Annotated in this window: 20 protein-coding genes, 2 pseudogenes and 1 other annotated feature; of the genes and pseudogenes, 13 read left to right on the top strand and 9 right to left on the bottom strand. The window is 65.3% G+C overall.

The genetic code is table 11. The features are described 5' to 3' along the window. The first annotated feature begins 102 nt into the window (after positions 1 to 102). Positions 103 to 414, top strand: coding sequence for a hypothetical protein (locus tag CKW34_RS12670; protein ID WP_059384445.1), 312 nt, complete (start codon positions 103 to 105; stop codon positions 412 to 414). A 150-nt stretch (positions 415 to 564) separates the two neighbouring features. Further along, on the top strand, positions 565 to 999 hold the full coding sequence (locus CKW34_RS12665) for a VOC family protein (protein WP_059384505.1): 435 nt from the start codon (positions 565 to 567) through the stop codon (positions 997 to 999). Between the two features lie 37 nt (positions 1,000 to 1,036). On the opposite strand, the gene CKW34_RS24910 is transcribed toward CKW34_RS12665, so the two are convergent. Continuing rightward, the gene (locus CKW34_RS24910) at positions 1,037 to 1,285 is read right to left on the bottom strand and encodes an ANTAR domain-containing protein (protein WP_414896214.1); all 249 of its coding nucleotides are present in this window, start codon (positions 1,283 to 1,285) and stop codon (positions 1,037 to 1,039) included. 270 nt (positions 1,286 to 1,555) lie between these two features. On the opposite strand from CKW34_RS24910, the gene CKW34_RS12655 reads away from it, so the two are divergent. From CKW34_RS12655 to CKW34_RS12635, 5 genes are all read left to right on the top strand, one after another. After that, a protein-coding gene (locus tag CKW34_RS12655) for an IS3 family transposase (protein ID WP_370670884.1) occupies positions 1,556 to 2,808 on the top strand; the annotation gives its coding sequence in 2 pieces (ribosomal slippage) (positions 1,556 to 1,847 and positions 1,847 to 2,808; 1,254 coding nt in all). Further along, positions 1,834 to 1,965 (top strand) — a sequence feature (AL1L pseudoknot). It overlaps the preceding gene by 132 nt. Before the next feature lie 925 nt (positions 2,809 to 3,733). Then, positions 3,734 to 3,988, top strand: a complete 255-nt coding sequence (locus CKW34_RS12650) for a hypothetical protein (RefSeq protein ID WP_059384790.1) — start codon at positions 3,734 to 3,736, stop codon at positions 3,986 to 3,988. Positions 3,989 to 4,066: 78 nt separating this feature from the next. Then, the gene (locus CKW34_RS12645; RefSeq protein WP_059384791.1) at positions 4,067 to 4,867 is read left to right on the top strand and encodes an HAD-IIA family hydrolase; all 801 of its coding nucleotides are present in this window, start codon (positions 4,067 to 4,069) and stop codon (positions 4,865 to 4,867) included. Between the two features lie 180 nt (positions 4,868 to 5,047). Then, entirely contained in the window at positions 5,048 to 5,821 is a 774-nt protein-coding gene (locus CKW34_RS12640; protein ID WP_174479690.1) for a ZIP family metal transporter, read from the top strand. 365 nt (positions 5,822 to 6,186) lie between these two features. After that, positions 6,187 to 6,945, top strand: coding sequence for a DUF6920 family protein (locus CKW34_RS12635; protein WP_226949832.1), 759 nt, complete (start codon positions 6,187 to 6,189; stop codon positions 6,943 to 6,945). Between the two features lie 35 nt (positions 6,946 to 6,980). On the opposite strand, the gene CKW34_RS12630 is transcribed toward CKW34_RS12635, so the two are convergent. Together CKW34_RS12630 and CKW34_RS12625 are read right to left on the bottom strand one after the other, a co-directional pair. After that, positions 6,981 to 7,880 carry a phosphatidylinositol mannoside acyltransferase gene (locus CKW34_RS12630; RefSeq protein WP_059384793.1) on the bottom strand — a complete coding sequence of 300 codons (900 nt, stop codon included), beginning with the start codon at positions 7,878 to 7,880 and terminating at the stop codon, positions 6,981 to 6,983. 195 nt (positions 7,881 to 8,075) lie between these two features. Continuing rightward, complete coding sequence (locus tag CKW34_RS12625; RefSeq protein ID WP_231921727.1) at positions 8,076 to 8,675, bottom strand: phosphatase PAP2 family protein; 600 nt, start codon at positions 8,673 to 8,675, stop codon at positions 8,076 to 8,078. Positions 8,676 to 8,915: 240 nt separating this feature from the next. Here CKW34_RS12625 and CKW34_RS12620 point away from each other — a divergent pair, with 240 nt between their 5' ends. Next, a complete protein-coding gene (locus CKW34_RS12620) occupies positions 8,916 to 9,335 on the top strand; it encodes a glutaredoxin domain-containing protein (protein ID WP_059384795.1) in 420 nt (139 codons plus the stop codon). A gap of 69 nt (positions 9,336 to 9,404) precedes the next feature. Here the strand turns inward: CKW34_RS12620 and CKW34_RS12615 are convergent, their stop codons facing one another. Then, a complete protein-coding gene (locus CKW34_RS12615; protein WP_019289453.1) occupies positions 9,405 to 9,677 on the bottom strand; it encodes a GlsB/YeaQ/YmgE family stress response membrane protein in 273 nt (90 codons plus the stop codon). Positions 9,678 to 9,870: 193 nt separating this feature from the next. Between CKW34_RS12615 and CKW34_RS12610 the strand changes: the two genes are divergently transcribed. Then, the gene (locus CKW34_RS12610; protein WP_059384797.1) at positions 9,871 to 10,572 is read left to right on the top strand and encodes an SIMPL domain-containing protein; all 702 of its coding nucleotides are present in this window, start codon (positions 9,871 to 9,873) and stop codon (positions 10,570 to 10,572) included. 322 nt (positions 10,573 to 10,894) lie between these two features. Here the strand turns inward: CKW34_RS12610 and CKW34_RS12600 are convergent, their stop codons facing one another. Further along, a complete protein-coding gene (locus CKW34_RS12600) occupies positions 10,895 to 11,272 on the bottom strand; it encodes a winged helix-turn-helix transcriptional regulator (protein ID WP_059384798.1) in 378 nt (125 codons plus the stop codon). A gap of 86 nt (positions 11,273 to 11,358) precedes the next feature. On the opposite strand from CKW34_RS12600, the gene CKW34_RS12595 reads away from it, so the two are divergent. From CKW34_RS12595 to CKW34_RS12585, 3 genes are all read left to right on the top strand, one after another. Then, positions 11,359 to 12,276 (top strand): NAD(P)-dependent oxidoreductase, encoded by a 918-nt coding sequence (locus CKW34_RS12595; RefSeq protein WP_059384799.1) that lies wholly within the window; start codon positions 11,359 to 11,361, stop codon positions 12,274 to 12,276. 324 nt (positions 12,277 to 12,600) lie between these two features. Next, the gene (locus CKW34_RS12590; protein WP_080968457.1) at positions 12,601 to 13,371 is read left to right on the top strand and encodes a helix-turn-helix domain-containing protein; all 771 of its coding nucleotides are present in this window, start codon (positions 12,601 to 12,603) and stop codon (positions 13,369 to 13,371) included. Between the two features lie 123 nt (positions 13,372 to 13,494). After that, positions 13,495 to 14,004, top strand: a complete 510-nt coding sequence (locus CKW34_RS12585) for an alpha/beta fold hydrolase (protein WP_231921935.1) — start codon at positions 13,495 to 13,497, stop codon at positions 14,002 to 14,004. Here the strand turns inward: CKW34_RS12585 and CKW34_RS12580 are convergent. From CKW34_RS12580 to CKW34_RS12565, 4 genes and pseudogenes are all read right to left on the bottom strand, one after another. Beyond that, positions 13,965 to 14,291: pseudogene (locus CKW34_RS12580) on the bottom strand (integrase core domain-containing protein); the annotation flags it as partial. The gene CKW34_RS12585 and the pseudogene CKW34_RS12580 sit on opposite strands and share 40 nt — an antisense overlap. A gap of 28 nt (positions 14,292 to 14,319) precedes the next feature. Next, positions 14,320 to 15,645 carry an IS30 family transposase gene (locus CKW34_RS12575; RefSeq protein ID WP_428839094.1) on the bottom strand — a complete coding sequence of 442 codons (1,326 nt, stop codon included), beginning with the start codon at positions 15,643 to 15,645 and terminating at the stop codon, positions 14,320 to 14,322. A 125-nt stretch (positions 15,646 to 15,770) separates the two neighbouring features. Further along, positions 15,771 to 16,379 (bottom strand): annotated as a pseudogene (locus tag CKW34_RS24905) (IS3 family transposase); the annotation flags it as partial. Positions 16,380 to 16,399: 20 nt separating this feature from the next. Further along, a complete protein-coding gene (locus CKW34_RS12565) occupies positions 16,400 to 16,711 on the bottom strand; it encodes a transposase (RefSeq protein WP_006553238.1) in 312 nt (103 codons plus the stop codon). Between the two features lie 94 nt (positions 16,712 to 16,805). On the opposite strand from CKW34_RS12565, the gene CKW34_RS12560 reads away from it, so the two are divergent. Then, on the top strand, positions 16,806 to 17,213 hold the full coding sequence (locus tag CKW34_RS12560; protein WP_095092029.1) for an alpha/beta fold hydrolase: 408 nt from the start codon (positions 16,806 to 16,808) through the stop codon (positions 17,211 to 17,213). Positions 17,214 to 17,667: the final 454 nt, after the last annotated feature.

Here is a 17,667-nt window from a genome sequence, read left to right as displayed (position 1 = left end):
CGTGTCGTCAGCGCCTCGGACGGTCCAACCGCGAATACCCGAACTGCAGTGGGTAGCCTGCGGGCGGTTCCCTACCAACCGACGACACGTGGAGGATTCGAAGTGACTGCGCTGCTGCTGGCGGTGTCGATCGTGGCTGCGGCCGCGTTCGGATGGGGCGCCTCGGTGGTGTACCGGGCTCATCGAAGTGTCGTGCGCCGATCCGAGGGCCCGCTCTCGGCCACGGGGCGTACCCGGTTGAAAACCGGCCGAAATGTTGCGGTCGTCGGGCTGGTCGTCGGAGCTCCGAGTCTGGCGATCATGCTCCTGCCGACCATGGACAAGGTGGTCGTGGTAGTAGTTGTTGCGCTCTTGCTGCCCGGCTTGTTCCATCTGACTCGCGAGACCCTCGCCTACCCGGTGAACGAGCGCTGAGACTGCGGATACGACCGTCAGCTGTCGGTGTCCACGTCCGTGGTAGCGAGAATCGATGCCCGCCATCGACCTTCGGTTCGACGACCGAGTGCGATATCGCGTCCGAAGATGCGGTTGCTCGGTCCGGCACTGCTCCCTAGGGTGGCCCGCATGGCATCGGTCAGGCAGGTACAGGTCACGTTCGATTCCACCGAACCCGAGCGACTCGCGCACTTCTGGTGCGCTGTTCTCGGCTACGAGGTGCCCACGCCACCCGACGGGTTCGCGCCATGGACCGACTACGACGCAAGCCTGCCCGCAGAGTCGCAAGGACGCGCGTTCGTGTGCGCCGATCCGACCGGCGCCGGTCCGCGGTTGCACTTCCAGCGAGTACCCGAAGAAAAGGTAGTGAAGAACCGGGTGCATCTCGATGTGCGCGTCGGCACAGACTTGGAGGGTGACGAGCGACTGTCTGCTCTACAAGCGGAGTCCGACCGACTGGTGGCGCTCGGCGCTGCGCAGGTGAAGGTTCTGCACGCCGATGGCGTCGACGAGTCCTGCATCGTCATGCAGGACATCGAAGGCAACGAGTTCTGCCTGGACTGAGCTCGTATGCCTTGGTGTTCCGTGATCCGACAACCGATCACAGAGAAGCGGTGTGGTCCTCGACGATTCGCTCGGCAACTCGGGACAGTGCGACATTGAGATCCTGCGACAGTGTCCGCAGCATCACGAAGGCGTGGGCGGCATCGACACCGCAGCGCTGCATCAGAAGACCTTTGGCCTGGCCGATGGTGTCTCGGCTGGCCAACGCCGAGCGCAGATGCAGCTCAGCACGTGCAGCCGTGAGCTCGGCGGCCGCCTGCGCCGCCAGTGCGATGCCCAGCGCCACTGCGGCACCGTCGAAGGCCTGCGGTTTCGATGCGAACAGGTTCAGCGAACCGGCGATGTCGGTGCGGGTGTGGAGTTGGAAGGACAACACACTGCCGACCCCGACCATCAGGGCTTCTTCCGTGAACTGCGGCCAGCGCATCTCGGATCGGAGGTCGCTGCTGTAGACCACGCTCGTAACTCCGGCCGCGTCGATACATGGGCCGCCGGCGTCGCGTTTGTCGCGTACCGGGTCTGTTGGAGGGTCTCATCACACGGAAGGATGAGATCCATGGGAGCACCGCGAAAGTACCCGGAGGAGCTGAAGGAACGAGCGACGCGGCTGGCAGTCGAGGCACGCCGCGATCCAGGATCGAAAACAGGAGCGATCAAGCGGATCGCCGAGCAGTTGGGCATCCATCCCGAGGCCCTGCGCACCTGGGTTCGTCAGGCCGAGATCGACGGTGGTGTCCGCCCCGGCACCACGACGGACGAGGCGAAACGAATCGCCGAACTCGAACGCGAGAACCGAGAACTGCGCCGTGCCAACGAGATCCTGAAGACGGCGTCGGCGTTTTTCGCGGCAGCGGAGCTCGACCGCAAACTCAAGTGATCGTCGACTACATCGACGCCCACAAGGCCGATCACGGGGTCGAGCCGATCTGCAGAGTCCTCACTCGGACCGGTGTGCAGATCGCCCCGTCAACGTACTACGCAGCAAAGACCCGTCCACCCTCAGCGCGGGCGGTCCGCGACGCGGAACTGATCGAAGAAATCCACCGGGTCCACGCCGAGAACTACGCCGTCTACGGTGCCCGCAAGGTCCATGCGGAGCTGCAGCGGCAAGGGATCCGGGTGGCCCGGTGCACCGTCGAGCGCCTGATGCGCGCCGAAGGGTTACGCGGCATCGCCCGGTCGAAGAACCCCCGGACCACGATCGCCGCAGCGGACACCGACAAGCCTGCTGACCTGGTCAACCGCGGATTCACCGCCTCAGCACCGGACCAGCTGTGGGTCGCCGATATAACTTATGTCCGCACGTTCGCCGGATGGACGTATGCCGCGTTCGTCATCGACGTCTTCTCACGCCGCATCGTGGGATGGCAGTTGTCGACGAGTCTGCGCACCGATCTCGCACTCGATGCATTGGAGATGGGCATCTGGACCCGCGAACATGCAGGTCAGGGCCTGTCCCAGTTGATACATCACTCCGACCGCGGAGCTCAATATCGAGCTATCCGCTACACCCAGCGCCTTGCCGAGGCCGGCGCGGTCGCTTCGGTGGGCAGCCGCGGCGATTCGTATGACAACGCCCTCGCCGAGGCGTTCAACTCGCTGTTCAAGGCCGAGCTGGTCCGTAACAAGGGACCGTGGCGCTCTATCGATGACCTCGAAATTGCGGTGGCCGAGTACATCGATTGGTTCAATCACCGGAGGTTGCACGGTGAGATCGGGATGATCTCGCCCGTCGAAGCCGAACAGTCCTACTACGATTCACATAGTCCCGCCGGAACAACCGAGCGGGTCGTCGAGAGCCTCTACTGAAGCCGGGGCGCAACAGTTGGATCCGACCGAGTTCCCGGGACAACGACGAGGTCGCTCCGTGGGATTCGAATGTGTCCTTGCCGATGAGGACGATGTCGGCGCACTCGACCCCCGCAATCGTGGCGGCCGCAGCCGCGGTCACTGCGCGCAGCGCTTCGCCGAGATCCTTCCGTCCGCTCGGCGGTCTTCGTAGATCCCCAAGGGCCTTGATCAAGATCTCGATCGATTCGGCCATGTTGGGAAGCCTCTTCCGCCTGTTTCACGATGCCGCGTGTCAAGGCGAGAAAGTGGCGGGCAAGGTGCCCGTACCACGCTACTCGCGATTCCCTGCACGGGTGTGTGAAGAGCATCTGCGGGGCGTTCGGCGGACGCCTCAGGAATGGGGTGGCCGACCGTGGGTCAGAGGTCAGAGGGTGTGGCCGAGGATGTGGGTAAGGGCGATGAGAGCGGCGAACCAGATGAGAGTTCCGCCGAGTGTGGCGAAGTCTGTGTACATGAGTGGTCTCGATCGTACGCCGGTTGAAGCATCAACGAAGATGTTCGCGGTCACAGTCCATCGCGCACGCGTTCGGCTTCCGCACGCTTGTCCCCACCGGGAATAGATGGCTATCGGGTCGCGTTGTGCTGGGCGGATCGGGTGCGTATTCGTGTCCCCCGGGCTCAACCCTTTGCCTTCACGGAAGTTCCGTTCGGCTGGAGCCGTGTTGCGCCTTTCGCCGAGAGGCGACCGAACGCACCCGGTCCCTTGACATTTCGTACGTCGAGGCGACGCATACCGCCACATGGGTATGCGCTGCCGATGTACTCCCCGAGGAGATTGCCGACCCGCCGCGTCGACCGAACACCATCAGGTTCAGCCGGCACTCGACCGGGTACCTCCGAGAGGACACAACGGTTCGAGAGACGAGCAAGTGCAGGAGGACATGTGCCCACCAAGTTGACCGCTACCGACCTTCGAGAACTCCTCGATTCGACGCTCGATGACCCCGCACTCGTTCTGGAGGAGGGCCGGTTCCGCGTTGTCGGAGGCCAGGAGCTGACCGATCAGAACCGACCGTTTCTCGTGGTCACCAGAGAAGACCTCCGGAAGCAGCTACCGCAGGATCGGAACTACGAAGAAAGCGACCTCGAGCTGCAGGCGGGCGTGCTCGACTCGACCGTCGCGAACCTCGGCGGGTGAGCACGGAGCCGACACCGGTCGTCGGATGATCACTTTGTATCGGCCGCCTATCGGAACAGTTGGTGACACACTCGAAGAATGAGCGAAGAACCCACATCCGCGCCGGTCTGGAATTACCTGATGGACATGGATGGTGTTCTCGTGCACGAGGATCACCTGATACCCGGTGCCGACGCGTTTCTGACCGAACTCCGCGATACCGGTACGCCGTTCATGGTGCTCACCAACAATTCCATCCGCACGCCCCGAGACCTACGGGCTCGCCTCCTGCGCTCCGGCCTCGACGTTCCGGAGAAGGCGATCTGGACCTCGGCGTTGGCGACGGCGACGTTCCTCGCGAATCAGCGTCCCGGCGGCAGCGCCTACGTGGTGGGCGAATCCGGATTGACCACCGCGCTGCACGACATCGGTTACGTCCTCACCGACAGCGACCCGGACTACGTCGTCCTCGGAGAGACACGCACTTACTCCTTCGAGGCGATCACCACCGCGATCCGCCTGGTCGAACGCGGCGCCCGGTTCATCGCGACCAATCCGGATCCGACCGGCCCGTCACGAGAAGGTTCGCTCCCTGCCACCGGAGCCGTCGCGGCGCTGATCACCCGCGCGACGGGTCGCGAACCGTACTTCGTGGGCAAGCCGAATGCTTTGATGATGCGGTCGGCCTTGCGCGCGATCGGGGCGCACTCCGCACACACGCTGATCATCGGCGACCGCATGGACACCGACATCGTCTGCGGTCTCGAGGCAGGCTTGCAGACGCTGTTGGTCCTGACCGGCATTTCCACCCGCGAGTCCGTCGAGCGATTCCCCTACCGTCCGACCCGCGTCATCAACTCGGTTGCGGATCTGGTTGGCTCCACGGCAGATCCGTTCTGACCGCAAGATTGCCCCTCCTAGGTAGCCGCTACCCGGTCTGCTCGACCCGCACTCGTCCGATCCTGCTCAGCACGTCCGCCTCGATCAGCTGCCCGGCTGATTCAGCGAAAACGGGGTACTCGGGACTCGTCGGACGATCTCCTCGGCTACTGCGGGAGCGAGGGAAGAGGTGGCGTCATCATGGAGTCGCTGATCTTCGGAGTGATCGCTTCCAGCGCCCTGGTCATAGGCGCGCTGGTCGGCGGACGATTCACCATCCCCAAGCGCGCACTCGCCGCCATGCTGGCCTTCGCAGCAGGCGCACTGATCACAGCACTGACCTTCGAGCTGTTCGAAGAGTCATATCAACAAGGCGGCATCCGGCGCGCAGCGCTCGGACTCGCGGCCGGCGCGGTCGTCTTCACCCTCCTCAGCCAGCAAATGGACCGGTTGGCCGAGGGCAAACACCCACAGCCGCAAGGCAGCGAGAAACTCGACCTCGACGCCGCCGCAACGGAAAAACCACCCTCCACCGCCTCCGTCAGCGGATCCGCCGGACTGGCACTACTGGCCGCGGTCACCCTCGACGGAGTGCCGGAGAACGTTGCCCTCGGCGTGTCCCTCGGCGAAGGGACAGGCGGGATAACACTGCTCGTGGCGATCTTCGTCTCCAACTTTCCCGAAGCGCTGGTCGGGAGCGCGTCCATGCGTGCGCAGGGCCGATCCCAAACCTTCATCCTCGGCACGTGGTTGATCTGCGCCCTGCTGCTCACCCTGGCCGTCGTCGTCGGCGCCGGCCCCCTCGCTTCGAGTGCGCCCGAGACGATCTCGTTGCCGCTTGCCTTCGCTGCCGGCGCGGTGCTCGCATCGTTGGCAGACACTCTCATGCCCGAGGCCTACGAAAAAGGAGGCCCGACGGTCGCGTTGAGCACCGCCGCTGGATTCGTTCTCTCCTACGTCCTTGCCACGGTGTGACGAGGTACAGTCCTCCCCGAGCTTCGAGTCGACGTGCCGTCCGCGATCACCATCGCTGGAGGTCCCCGACTACCTGGTCCGAGACCTACAGGAGGGGCCTGGGGACCGTACTACTAGGGCATGTCTGAGCAACCATCGATCGAACCCTTCGTCGGCTACCTACTGCGAAGTGCACGTCGCCCGAAGTAGTGACCGACCGGACGAGGCTTCCACCAACGCGACGATCGACGATTCTATCGGCAAGGACACGGTGGCCGGGCATAATGTGCTGGGATCAGCGAGTATCGGCCCACCCCACCGATGAAGCACCGAGTCCGAGCGAAGCATCGTGAAGGGCCGAGTCGACCGGTGGAGGATTCGTGCGCATGGGTCGTGCACCAGCTGTTCCGCGCGCCGCTCATCATGTCGGCACCCACTGGCGTGCTCTCTCCGAGGTCAAGGGCACCGGTGAGCGGTTCGCGCCGGCCATGACCGCATCCCTGCCACCTGCTGCGCGGCGCTGGATCAATCATGCCGTCGCTGAGGGCACGCCGATGGCCGCAGCTGCACGGTTGGAGATGTCCGGGGAGATCAGACTCGGCTCCTGGAGACCGTTCACCGCCGTGCAACTCCTCGCTCCGACGACGGGCTTCATCTGGGCTGCAACCACTCGGCTCGGCCCGCTGTCCGTGTCGGGGTACGACCGTTTCACCGACGGGTGTGGCGAGATGCGTTGGCGGATCGGAGGAATCATCCCGGTGATGTCCGCCGACGGCCCGGATGTCAGCGACAGTGCGGCCGGTCGCCTGGCCGGGGAGAGCATCTTCGTGCCTACAACATTTCCCCTCGCACGATGGCGGGGCGACGAATTCGTCGCCTCGGCGACCTGGACGGTGGATGGACGCAAGGAGACCGTGCGTCTGGATGTCGCCGATGACGGGGCATTGTGCGGGGTGCGGATGCTGCGGTGGGGCAACCCCGACAATCACGAGTTCGGCCGGTATCCGTTCATCGTCGCAGTCGAGGCCGAACGCCGGTTCGGCGGCATGACCATCGCCTCGCGGATCCGCGCGAGTTGGGACACGGGCACCGGCGGGGACGGGGAATTCTTCCGCGCCGAGATCACCTCTGCCGACTTCTTCTGACCGTCCACGACGCAGGCCGCGAGAAACCCGCAGCGTCACTCCCTGCCGGGTGTCTGCGTGTGGTCCCGCCGGTCGGCCGTCCACACCGATTGCAGCATGTGCCAGTCGGCGGGATGCGCGGCGATACCGGCAGCGAACCGGTCGGCCAGCCTCTGGGTCGTGGCTTGTACGCCGCCTGCGGTATCGATCGGTGCGTCGACGTGGAATCCCCAGCCGCCCGGAGTGAACCAGCAGTGCACCGGTAGCAGCGGTGCGCCGGTATCGATCGCGAGTTTGGCCGGGCCGGCCGGCATGCAGGCCGGTTCGCCGAAGAAGGTGACCGGCACGCCCGTTCCTGTCAGATCCCGTTCACCGAGGAGTCCGACGAACCGTCCCTCCCGGATCCGGACGGCCAGCTGTTCGAATGGTGGGACAGTGCCGCCGGTGAGCGGGATGATCTCGAAACCCAGACCTTCACGGAACCGGACGAAGCGGCGGAACAACGATTCCGGTTGGAGCCGCTCGGCGACGACGGTCGGTGTGCCGATCCGCTGTACGATCCACACTCCCGCCAGGTCCCAGTTCCCGCTGTGCGGAAGCGCCAACACTGCGCCGCTCCCACGTGCGACGGCCTCGTGGATGTGTTCGAGACCGGTGGCTGCGGAGTCGATGGTCTCGGCCAGCCGTACCGGATCCATCGACGGCAACCGGAACGCTTCGCACCAATATCGCGCGTAGGAACGCAGACTCGCGCGCACGAGTTCGTCGGGCACCTGATCGGGAGTGGTGGACAAGACCCGAGCGAGGTTGCGGCGTAGTTGGAGCGGCCCGCCGTTTCGGGCCGCTCGATCCGCGGCCATTTCGAACAGGCGACTCGCCGGCTTTTCCGGTAGCGCGCATACCGCCCACCAGCCGGCGGCGTATGCGAGATCCCAGGCCCGATCCTTCATGTGCATCGAGTACCCCGAACGCGGAGGTCGACAACGACGACGACGTCGGCGACAGGGCTCAACAGCAGCATGAAGCCCACCATGAGCACGACCGCGACAGCTTCGAGGCGGTCGCGCCCCGTCCGACTTGCCAACAAAAATCCGGCTGCCTGCAGATTCACTCTGCCGACAGCCGGATTCGGTGTGCTGTATTCGGTGCGCCTACCCCGTGGGTGGGACGGCCCGCGCCTCACGCGACAGGATCGGAAGCCGCGACGCGAACGGCAGAAGCACCACGACGACCAGCGCGACCACCAACACGCCGAGCGCCATGCCCGACAGCACGTCGTGGACGTAGTGCACACCCACCGTCACCCGTGAGAAGGCGAGCACTGCGGCGAGCGGAGCGACCAGCCAGATCAGACGCGGAGCCGCGAGGACACACGCCGTGGCGAACGACGCCGCGATGACCGAGTGGTTCGACGGCCAGGACCAGTCCCCCACCTCGGGGCATTCCAGCACCGTCTCGATGCCGAGCGCGCGGCACGGTCGCGGCTCCGTCACCACGAGCTTGACGAGTTCGCTCGACAGGTAGGCACCCACGACACCGATACCACCCACGGCGAGAGTGCCGAAGCTGCGTCGATCGTTCCGCCACAGCCACGCCGCGAGCACACCGGTGAAGGCGACCAGGACGAGCAGCCCCTTGTCGGCGACGAGACCGGCGAGCGGTCCGAGGAAGGATTCCTCGACGGTCTGGGCGACGGACAGATACAGGCGGTCGCGCATCGGCACCGTCGCCGCCGCGAGAAGAGTCAGCACGAGCGCCACCCCTACGGCAGGGATGAACATCGAGCGGACCAACCGCGGGGATACAGGAGGTGAACTCTCGGTGACGACCATGACCGAATACGCTATCGCGCCACCTTGCCCGGCTGCAGACCGGCTGGTCGGGCGGGGTGACGGGGAGCTTCGCGCCTGCGACGCGTCCCGTTCCGAGACGACTGCAGGCCGGCGGACGAAGTGGCTTCTGCCTCCCGCCCGGGCGATAGGCTCGCACGCGTGTGGCGAACCTGGATCCTCTCCGCAGCGATGGTGGCCGTCGCGGCGGTCGTTCTGCTCACCGGCGCATTCGACGTGACCTCGGTGGTGACGGGAGTACTGCTCCTCGTCTTTGCGTGGGTCACCTCTCCCCTGTTCTTCCCCCATCACGTCGACGACGCGACCGCCCGTCGCGACGCCGCAACCCGCGGCGTTCCGGTGGTGTACTGGCGTCCGGGGTGTACGTTCTGCATCCGGTTGCGCGCCACCCTGCGCACTCGCGCGCGTCGCGCGATCTGGGTGAACATCTGGCGGGATCCCGCTGCGGCCGCTCGGGTCCGGGAAGTCAACGGCGGGAACGAGACGGTGCCGACGGTGTTCGTCGGCGACGTGTCGCATACCAATCCCGACCCACGTTGGTTTCGCGATCAACTGGTCTGACGAGACGACCCCCGACATGAACGAGGTCCCGGATCCGTGTGGATCCGGGACCTCGTTGACGCAGAGCGGTCAGCGGCGCACGCCTCGACCGGTGACGGCCTTGACGAGGAACAGCAGGATGACCGCGCCGAGGAGGCAGGTCAGGAAGCTGAAGATCAGTCCGCCGCCTTCGACATCCACGCCGAAGACCTTCAGCAGGAAACCACCGATCAAGCCGCCGATGACGCCGACGACGATGTTGAGGAGAATGCCCTGCTGGGCGTCGGTGCCCATGATCTTGCTGCCGATCCAACCGGCGAGACCACCGATGATGATCCAACCGAGGATTCCGAGTCCGAGCATGTGCAGTCCTTTCATGAACACTGGCTAGTTCGACACAACTCAGATACCCAGTCGTCCCACCAGTCACACCTCTCACTTCTGACAACTTCAGAGTGGCACGAATGCGACGCCCGGAAGGTCGGATTCGGCGGTTCCGACCGTGGCACGTGCCGTCTGCCCGACGGGGACGGCTCGCGCTGGCACACTCGTGCGCATGACCCAGCCTCCCGTCACGATCACCGTCACCGGGCACGCCGAGCGCACCGTCGCACCCAACCGGTGCACAGTGGTGTTGCGGGTGCACGCCGACGGCTCCTCGCGCAAGCAGTCCGCCGAACCGGTGACCGCGGCCGTCGCCACCATCACCGATCTCATCACCGAACTGCGCAAGCGCACCCCGAGCCCCGTGAAGCGGTGGACCTTCGATCGGGTGCGCCACAGCCGGCGGCGCCCGTTCAACCGCGAGGGCAAGAACCGCCCGTGGGTGTACAACTCGTCGGCGTCGATCACCGTCGCCTTCCACGAGTTCGACGCTGTGGGTGCGTTCGTCGAACGGGTCGCCGAACTCGAGGTGGTCACCGTCGCCGATCTCCAGTGGTGGATCACCCGCAAGGCCCGGAAGAAGCGACTCGCACAGGTCCGCGACCTCGCCGTCCGCGACGCCCTGGACAAGGCGAAGGCGTACACGACGTCGCTGGGTCTCGACACTATTCGTGCGGTGGCCATCGCCGATCCGGGCATGCTCGGCTCCCAGCCCTCACCCGTCCACGCGGGCGGCGCGCCCATGATGCGCACAGCGATGCTGCGTTCGGATGCGATGAGTGCCCCCGAATCGGCCGAACCCGAGCTGGTCTTCGAACCGGATCGGGTCACCCTCACCGCCGACGTCGAGGCGCGGTTCGAAGCGTCCCTCTAGGGCATGTCCGACAGATGCCGAGCGCACTTCGGGTATCGAGGCGACTCAGACTCCGAAACTGTCCGACACGAGGGACTTCGGTGCTGGACAAGGCCCTTGACCGGGACAGGAGCCACGTGGCCGGTCGACGGAAGTTCGTGCGCGAGGGCAAGACCGATGTCGACCAACGATGATCTGCGCAGACCGGAAAACTCGGAGATGGGGATCCAAACCCGGTCGGCACACCGCGTACGCGGCCGGCCGACAACTCCTGGGTGTGAACCTCCGGCAGGTCCTCGACACGGCTCGACGAGATTGTCGGACATGCCCTGGTTGTCGCAGGTCAGGAGATTGTCGACGCGTGCGGTGGGGTCGCGTTGATCGCCAGGCCCTCGCGCTCGAGTCGGTGTCGTCCCCACTGGCCGAGTGGCTCCAGTGCCGCGTTGAGGGAGATACCTTCGTCAGTGAGGGAGTACTCGACCCTCGGGGGCACCTCCGCGTAGACCTTGCGATAGATGAGACCGTCTTCTTCCATCTGCCGCAGATGTTGGGTGAGCATCTTCTCGCTGACACCAGAGAGTGCCCTGCGAAGCTCAGCGAATCGACATTTGCCATGATCGTGGAGCTCCCACAGGATCAGGCCCTTCCACTTACCGCTGACGACATCCAGTGCGGCGTCGATCCCGCAGATGTACGGTCCGGAGCGCGGTCTCTTCGCCATCTCGGACTCCTCACTTACATCTCGGTAAGTACCGCAGTAGATAGTGGGTACTTTCATGTCCGTAGGTCGTTGTCCAGCATGGATGTATGACAACGAATTCCGCAACCCCGTACCCACGTACAGGCGTCACGGTCCTCGGTCTGGGCGCCATGGGCAGTGCCCTCGCCTCACGACTCCTCGACATCGGCTACCACGTGACGGTCTGGAATCGGAGCCCTGGTCGCGACACCGTTCTGGTTGAGAGCGGCGCTCACCCCGCTGAGACCGTTGCCGCTGCGGCTGGGGCGAACCCACTCATCGTCGCCTGTCTGCTCCGGGCGACGTCGGTTTACGAGACCCTCACCCCGGTGGTCGAGCAGTTGCGGGGGCGCACCTTGATCAATCTCACGACCACCACCCCGAACGAGGCTCGCGCGCTCGCCGATTGGGCCGATCGGCACGGCATCGCCTACCTGACCGGCGCAATCCTGGCGGTCCCGGACATGATCGGCACTCCCGCAGCACAGATCTTCTACAGCGGCCCGCAACCCATTTACGAGCAGCACCACGAACTCCTCGACACATGGGCGACCAGCACGTACGACGGCGCGGACCCGGGGATGGCATCGCTGGTCGACTTGGCGATGCTTTCGGGCATGTACCAGATGTTCGCGGGATTCTTCCACGGCGCTGCCATGGTGGGATCCGAAGGCATGACCGCCGAGGAATTCGCGCGCCGCGCAACCCCATTCCTCCGCGCAATGACCAGCGGTTTCAGAGAATATGCGGCAGTCATCGATGCCGGCGACTACACCGCTCCGGGGCAACAGAGCTTGGAGTTCTCCGATCTCGGTCACATTGTGAGCGCCAGCGAGGAACAGTGCGTCGATCCGGCGACACTCGTTGCCCTGCAGGGACTTATCACTCGGGAGATTGCCGCTGGTCACGGCTCCGAAGGCTTCGCCCGAGTCTTCGTGAGCATGCGGGCCGACACGGGCGACCGCACCGCCGAACGCATCGCATGACTCACCCGAGCCCGACCGCGACGCACACATCGCTCATCGAAGAGATCGAGACCTGACGGCAGTCACCCGTCGGCGTTACGTCCTGCGCGAACGCGTTACCGACGTCCTGCCCTCATACGCCTGTGAAACTTCGGTGTTCCGGACCCCGCTCAGCGAGGTCCGGAACACCGAACTTCGAGGACCCCCGCTCGATTCCTTGCGCGCCTTGTACAGACGGTGGCACGATGCCAGCACGCCGCCGATCCGCGCGGCCACAATCGAATAAGGCCCGCCAGGAGCTGCAACTCCCGACGGGCCGGATGTCCGACTGAACAGGAGTCGAACGTGGGTCAGAATACCCTGGCCGGCGGCGTGCGTCGTGGACCGCGCCTTGCCGCCAACTTCACCGTCCTGAGCAATGCCGTCATCACCGACGAGCGTTTGTCCTTCCGCGCACGGGGCGTGCTCGCCTGGTTGCTGTCCAAGCCCGACGACTGGCGCACCCGCGCCGACTCGATCGCGGCGCAGTCACCAAAAGAAGGTCGCGACGCCATCCGATCGGCTTTACGCGAGCTCGCCGACCTCGGCTACCTGGTACGCGAGAAGATCCAGAACGAGCTCGGCCAGTGGATCACCATCCAGACCATCTACGAACGTCCCGTCACCGACCCGGCGTCTGAGAATCCGACCCGCGGCAGCGCGGACATCGGAGACCCAGGCGCCCTTTCAAGTACCGATAGACCAAGGACGGAAACCAACCGCACACCGCGCGTCGCGAAGGCGCCGCTGAGTCCGGCGGTGGTCGAGCTCGCGGCAGCCTGCAGGCGGGCCGGACTCACCGCAACTTTCGTCTACCTCAAACCCGACGCGGCAGCGGCGATCGAAGCACTCGTCGCCACACACGGCGTGCCGGCTCTGGTCGCGGCGGCGAAATCCGTGCACAGACCGGGCAATCCGATGCGACTGGCGCACGGATGGTTGCCGTTGTGGCGGTCGCTGCCGACGCCCCGTGTTCTCCGACCGAAGTGCGGCGACTGCGACGAATACGGGTGGCTTCCCGACGACGAGCAGGGGCGTGCCGTGCGGTGCGGGTGTCGCGCGCCGGCTGCGGCCTGAGATCCGATGCGACGGCACTCGGCCGAATTCCGTTGACCGATCGGATGGATCGGTTGTCTCATGAGGGGTAGGTGACGTTCTGCAGTAGGCGGGCTCGCCGAGGTACCGACGGCGAGGGTGGTGATGGTGTCGGGAACCCGTACCGAAGTGCCTGTCGACGACGGCGTGCTGTCGGGTCTCGATTTCGGTGGCCGAGGGCCGGATGTGCTGTTGGTCCACGGCAGTGGGCACAACGCCGCGGTGTGGACCGACGTAGCGGCGCATCTGGTGGAGCACTGCCATCCGGTGGCGGTGGATCTGCGCGGGCACGGGCAGAGCATGCTTGCTTCGAGCACCCCCGAACAGTATTGGCGTGATCTCGGCACTGTTGTCGAGGCACTCCGCTTGGACCGGCCAGTACTGGTGGGGCATTCCACGGGTGGGTACGCAGTCACTGCAGCGGTTGCGGCCGGTCTGGTGGATGGGGCGGCATTGTGCGTGGTCGACGGCATGGTGCTGGACGAGCGAGCGGCAGCAACAGCTGCCCCAGCACGGTGGCAGAACCCTCAGGCCGCCGAAGAGCTCCGTGAACCGTCTCGGGTTTCTTGCCGCTCCTATATCGGTGACGGCTCCGGTTGTGGAGTCGACAGGTGAGCGTAGTACGCCGCCTCGAATTCATCCGGCGGGACGTATCCGAGACGGCTGTGCAGGCGACTGCGATTGAACCAGTCGACCCACTCCATCGTGGCGTACTCGACGTCCTCGACGGACTTGTAGGGACCCGGATGGAACGGGTTTCCCTTGGTGATCACTTCGGTCTTGAACAACCCGATCGTGCTCTCGGCCAGAGCGTTGTCGTATGCGTCTCCGACGCTGCCAATCGACGCGGCAATACCCTCCAGCACAAGGGTTTCCGCGAAAGAGATGGAAGTGTACTGGGCGAGTTCAACCGGTCGATGCAACACCGGGCTACTGCAGGGAGCGTAGCTGCTCGGCGAAGACCTCGGCCGGGGTTCGCCAGCCGAGGACCTTGCGTGGCCTGTTGTTGATCGCCAGAGCGACGGCGTCGAGGTCCTCGGCGGACCACCGGGACAGATCGGTACCCTTCGGGAAATACTGGCGCAGCAGGCCGTTCGTGTTCTCGTTCGTCGGTCGTTGCCAGGGCGAGTGCGGGTCGGCGAAGAACACTCTCGTGCCGGTCTTGAGAGCGAACCGGGCATGACCGGACAGCTCCTTTCCGCGGTCCCAGGTCAAGGTCTTGCGGAGCTGCTCGGGAAGCGTGGTCATCGATGTCGTCAGCGCGGCGTTCATCGCGGCGGCGCCGTAGCCACCGAGGGACGGACCGTTCTTCACAGGCGGCCTCTCGCCCCACCCCTCCAATCGAGGCAGGTGCACCAGGATCGTGGAGCGGCTGCTGCGCTCGACGAGCGTGCCGATCGCGGACCGGCCGGTCCCGATGATCAAGTCGCCTTCCCAATGCCCTGGGACAGCACGGTCTTCGGCTTCGGCGGGGCGTTCGCTGATCACCACGTCCGCGGTGACATGTCCCTGCGGCTTGTTCTGCGATCGGCTACGGGGCACCCGCAGTGCCCGGCCGGTGCGCAGGCATGTGACCAACTCCCGTGTCAGGGCGCCTCGACCTTCGATGTACAACGATTGGTAGATCGCCTCGTGACTGATGCGCATGGACTCATCCTCCGGGAAATCAACTTTCAGCCGGTGCGAGATCTGTTCCGGGCTCCATGCCGTCGCCCACCGTCGGTCCTGCCGATGCGGCTTGTTCAGTCCTTTCCACGCGGGCGTGTCGGGGCCTGCGACGGCGGTGCCGTCGGGCCGGCGGACGGCCGCGGAGAGCCGCTCCTGCACATACTCACGCAACCTGTCGTTGTCTAACAGCTTCGCCGTTTTCGGGCGTTTCGCGGCTTGTTGCGCTTTCCACTGCGCCACTCCGGCTCGGTAGACCTGCGTGCCGCTGCGGGTCGCCGCGTTGCGGCGCAGCTCGCGTGAGATCGTCCCCGGGTCGCGTCCGATCCGACGGGCGATCTCCCGCACGCCGACATCCTGGGCGCGCAACAGTGCGATCTCCTCACGCTCGGTGAACGACAGGTAGCGGCCCGTGGGCTCGTCCAGGCTGATCGGCGGCATGCCGCCAGCGTGACGGAACCACCGGGACCCGACCGGCCACGACACGCCGACGGCCTCCGCGGCGTCGGCAGTCGTCGCTCCTGAGGCGATCCGCCGCCAGAAATCGCGCTGCACCGCACGCGAGGGTTCCGGTCTCCCCGGTGACCGCATCGACGGGCGCAACGCCCGATCCGCCGCCCACTGCCGTCGGGCACCCACCGGCGCCTGGCGTGTCTGCTTGTTGCTGCGTCCCATCGCACACCTCCGTCATCGAGGTGTTGCGACGACCGATTGAATCCACCCTGACTGCCGGCATCGCTATGGTGGATCAACCCTGAGCCGACCGGGTGGCCCGTGTGGTCACGTCGCCACAATGCCATCTTCAAGGCGGTGGTGACCATCGCGGTGTCCTTGACGGTGGCGGCATGCCAGCCGACGATCGCCCGCGAGAAGCAGTCGATCACGAACGCGACATAGACGAACCCCGCCCAGGTGCGGCAATAGGTGAAGTCGGTGACCCACTTCCGATTCGGAACCTCGGCGGTGAAATCACGATCGACCAGGTCAGGGGCGCGGCGGCTGTCCGAGCCGCCGGGCATGGTGGTGCGGTGCCGACGGCCCCGGACCGCTCCGGACAGCCCTTCATCGCGCATCAACCGGTCGACGGTGCATGCCGCGACGTCGTGGCCGTGTCTGCGCAGGTGCACGGTCATCTTCCGGCGACCATAGAGACCTTCGGCGGTGCCGACGGTCTCACGCAGAGCGTTCGTCAGATGTGCATCGGCGACGGTCCGGCGGGATGGAGAAGCAGTTTTCCAGTTCCGATACGTGCGTGGGGCGACCTTGACGCCACGCTCGGTGAGCACGGCGCAGATCGACTCGACCCGGTGTCCTTGTGCACGCATCTGGTCGATGAACTGGCAGATCAGCGGCGGCGAGGGTCGAGCTCCCTCGCGAAGAAAATCGAGGCCGATTTCAAGATTTCGTTGGCCTCACGGAGGTCTCGGACTTCGCGTTCGAGCTCTTTGATTCGTTGCTGTTCAGCGGTGGTCACGCCGGGTGTCTTGTCGGCATCGATCAGAGCCTGGCGGGTCCAGGTGCGCAGCGACTCGACACCGACGCCGAGCTTCGGGGCGATGGCTTTGCACGCCGCGAACGGCGAAGAATATTCGTCGAGGTGGTCGAGGACCATCTTCACCGCTCGTTCACGCTGCTCGGCGGGGTAACGCTTGGACATGATGTGCATCCTCCTCAAGAAAGGAGGCGGCATCAAACCCGAGACGGTTCACCGTGAGACGTTCCGCTACGGCTGGCGGGCGACCGAACAGCAGTTGCTCTCGTACATCGAGCAGTGTGTGCGCGAGGCGGAAACCGACTGGCTCAACGCCGGATCCCGCCCGGAGCTCGTCCGTGCGGTGATGCGACGGACCTTCCTCCGCTGTAGCGATACGCTCTACGAGCGACGGCCGAGCCTCGACGAGATCGCCGTCGTCAGTGCTCCCGACTCACACGCAGCCATCTATCCGAGTGTGGACTTGTATACGCACCTTCGGTGCCCGATCACGTTCGTCCTGCCCGACAGAGGGTTCTACGCACAGCGCCGCGACGAGGTGCAGACGCTGGTCGACGCCGCTGCGAACCGAGAACTGGTGGAGATTTCAGCCAACCACAACGTGCCGATGACTCATCCTGCGGAGCTGGCTGCGATCGTCGACGATGTGGTGCGCCGGCACTCGTGATGATCCGGCGATCGTCGGCTCGGTGTTCGTGCGTCCTCGAACGGTGAGGCGAAAATTCCGTTGCCCCGATACTCGCCGAGGAGTACTACTGATCGCCGGCGCATTTCGAGATCTTCGAGGGAGAAACACGGCGATGGCCACCACGATCGAACGACCGGACGGTACGAGCATTCACGGTCCGGGCAAGCTTTCTGCGGAGCGCTTGCAGCACGAGCTCGCGCTGCGTCGGCGCGCGCAGCGGATACCGGGGCGGCGACGTCACGAGGGAAAAGGTGGGCGTCGGCAGCAGCGGCGTGCTTCCGTCGGAGCGTGGTGACTCCGCCCCGCATCGTCGAGGCTGCGGCGTGATCGGTCAGCGACTCAGTAGCGGGGATTCCCGACGATACTGCGCGTCCAGGACGACAGCCCCGTCCTCGACGTGATCGACATCGGACCACGGAACCAGACAGGTCCC

It is taken from the genome of Rhodococcus rhodochrous (assembly GCF_900187265.1).
Taxonomy (GTDB): domain Bacteria; phylum Actinomycetota; class Actinomycetes; order Mycobacteriales; family Mycobacteriaceae; genus Rhodococcus; species Rhodococcus rhodochrous.
The sequence above is the reverse complement of the archived record's forward strand: the minus strand, read 5'-3'. Positions and strand labels throughout refer to the sequence as shown.

Coding starts and splice junctions, on each gene's coding strand:
- CKW34_RS12665 (WP_059384505.1), top strand. CDS start 565: ATGGCATCGGTCAGGCAGGTACAGGTCACGTTCGATTCCACCGAACCC.
- CKW34_RS12645 (WP_059384791.1), top strand. CDS start 4,067: ATGAGCGAAGAACCCACATCCGCGCCGGTCTGGAATTACCTGATGGAC.
- CKW34_RS12640 (WP_174479690.1), top strand. CDS start 5,048: ATGGAGTCGCTGATCTTCGGAGTGATCGCTTCCAGCGCCCTGGTCATA.
- CKW34_RS12635 (WP_226949832.1), top strand. CDS start 6,187: ATGGGTCGTGCACCAGCTGTTCCGCGCGCCGCTCATCATGTCGGCACC.
- CKW34_RS12630 (WP_059384793.1), bottom strand. CDS start 7,880: ATGCACATGAAGGATCGGGCCTGGGATCTCGCATACGCCGCCGGCTGG.
- CKW34_RS12615 (WP_019289453.1), bottom strand. CDS start 9,677: ATGCTCGGACTCGGAATCCTCGGTTGGATCATCATCGGTGGTCTCGCC.
- CKW34_RS12610 (WP_059384797.1), top strand. CDS start 9,871: ATGACCCAGCCTCCCGTCACGATCACCGTCACCGGGCACGCCGAGCGC.
- CKW34_RS12600 (WP_059384798.1), bottom strand. CDS start 11,272: ATGGCGAAGAGACCGCGCTCCGGACCGTACATCTGCGGGATCGACGCC.
- CKW34_RS12595 (WP_059384799.1), top strand. CDS start 11,359: ATGACAACGAATTCCGCAACCCCGTACCCACGTACAGGCGTCACGGTC.
- CKW34_RS12585 (WP_231921935.1), top strand. CDS start 13,495: ATGGTGTCGGGAACCCGTACCGAAGTGCCTGTCGACGACGGCGTGCTG.
- CKW34_RS12575 (WP_428839094.1), bottom strand. CDS start 15,645: ATGCGGTCACCGGGGAGACCGGAACCCTCGCGTGCGGTGCAGCGCGAT.
- CKW34_RS12565 (WP_006553238.1), bottom strand. CDS start 16,711: ATGTCCAAGCGTTACCCCGCCGAGCAGCGTGAACGAGCGGTGAAGATG.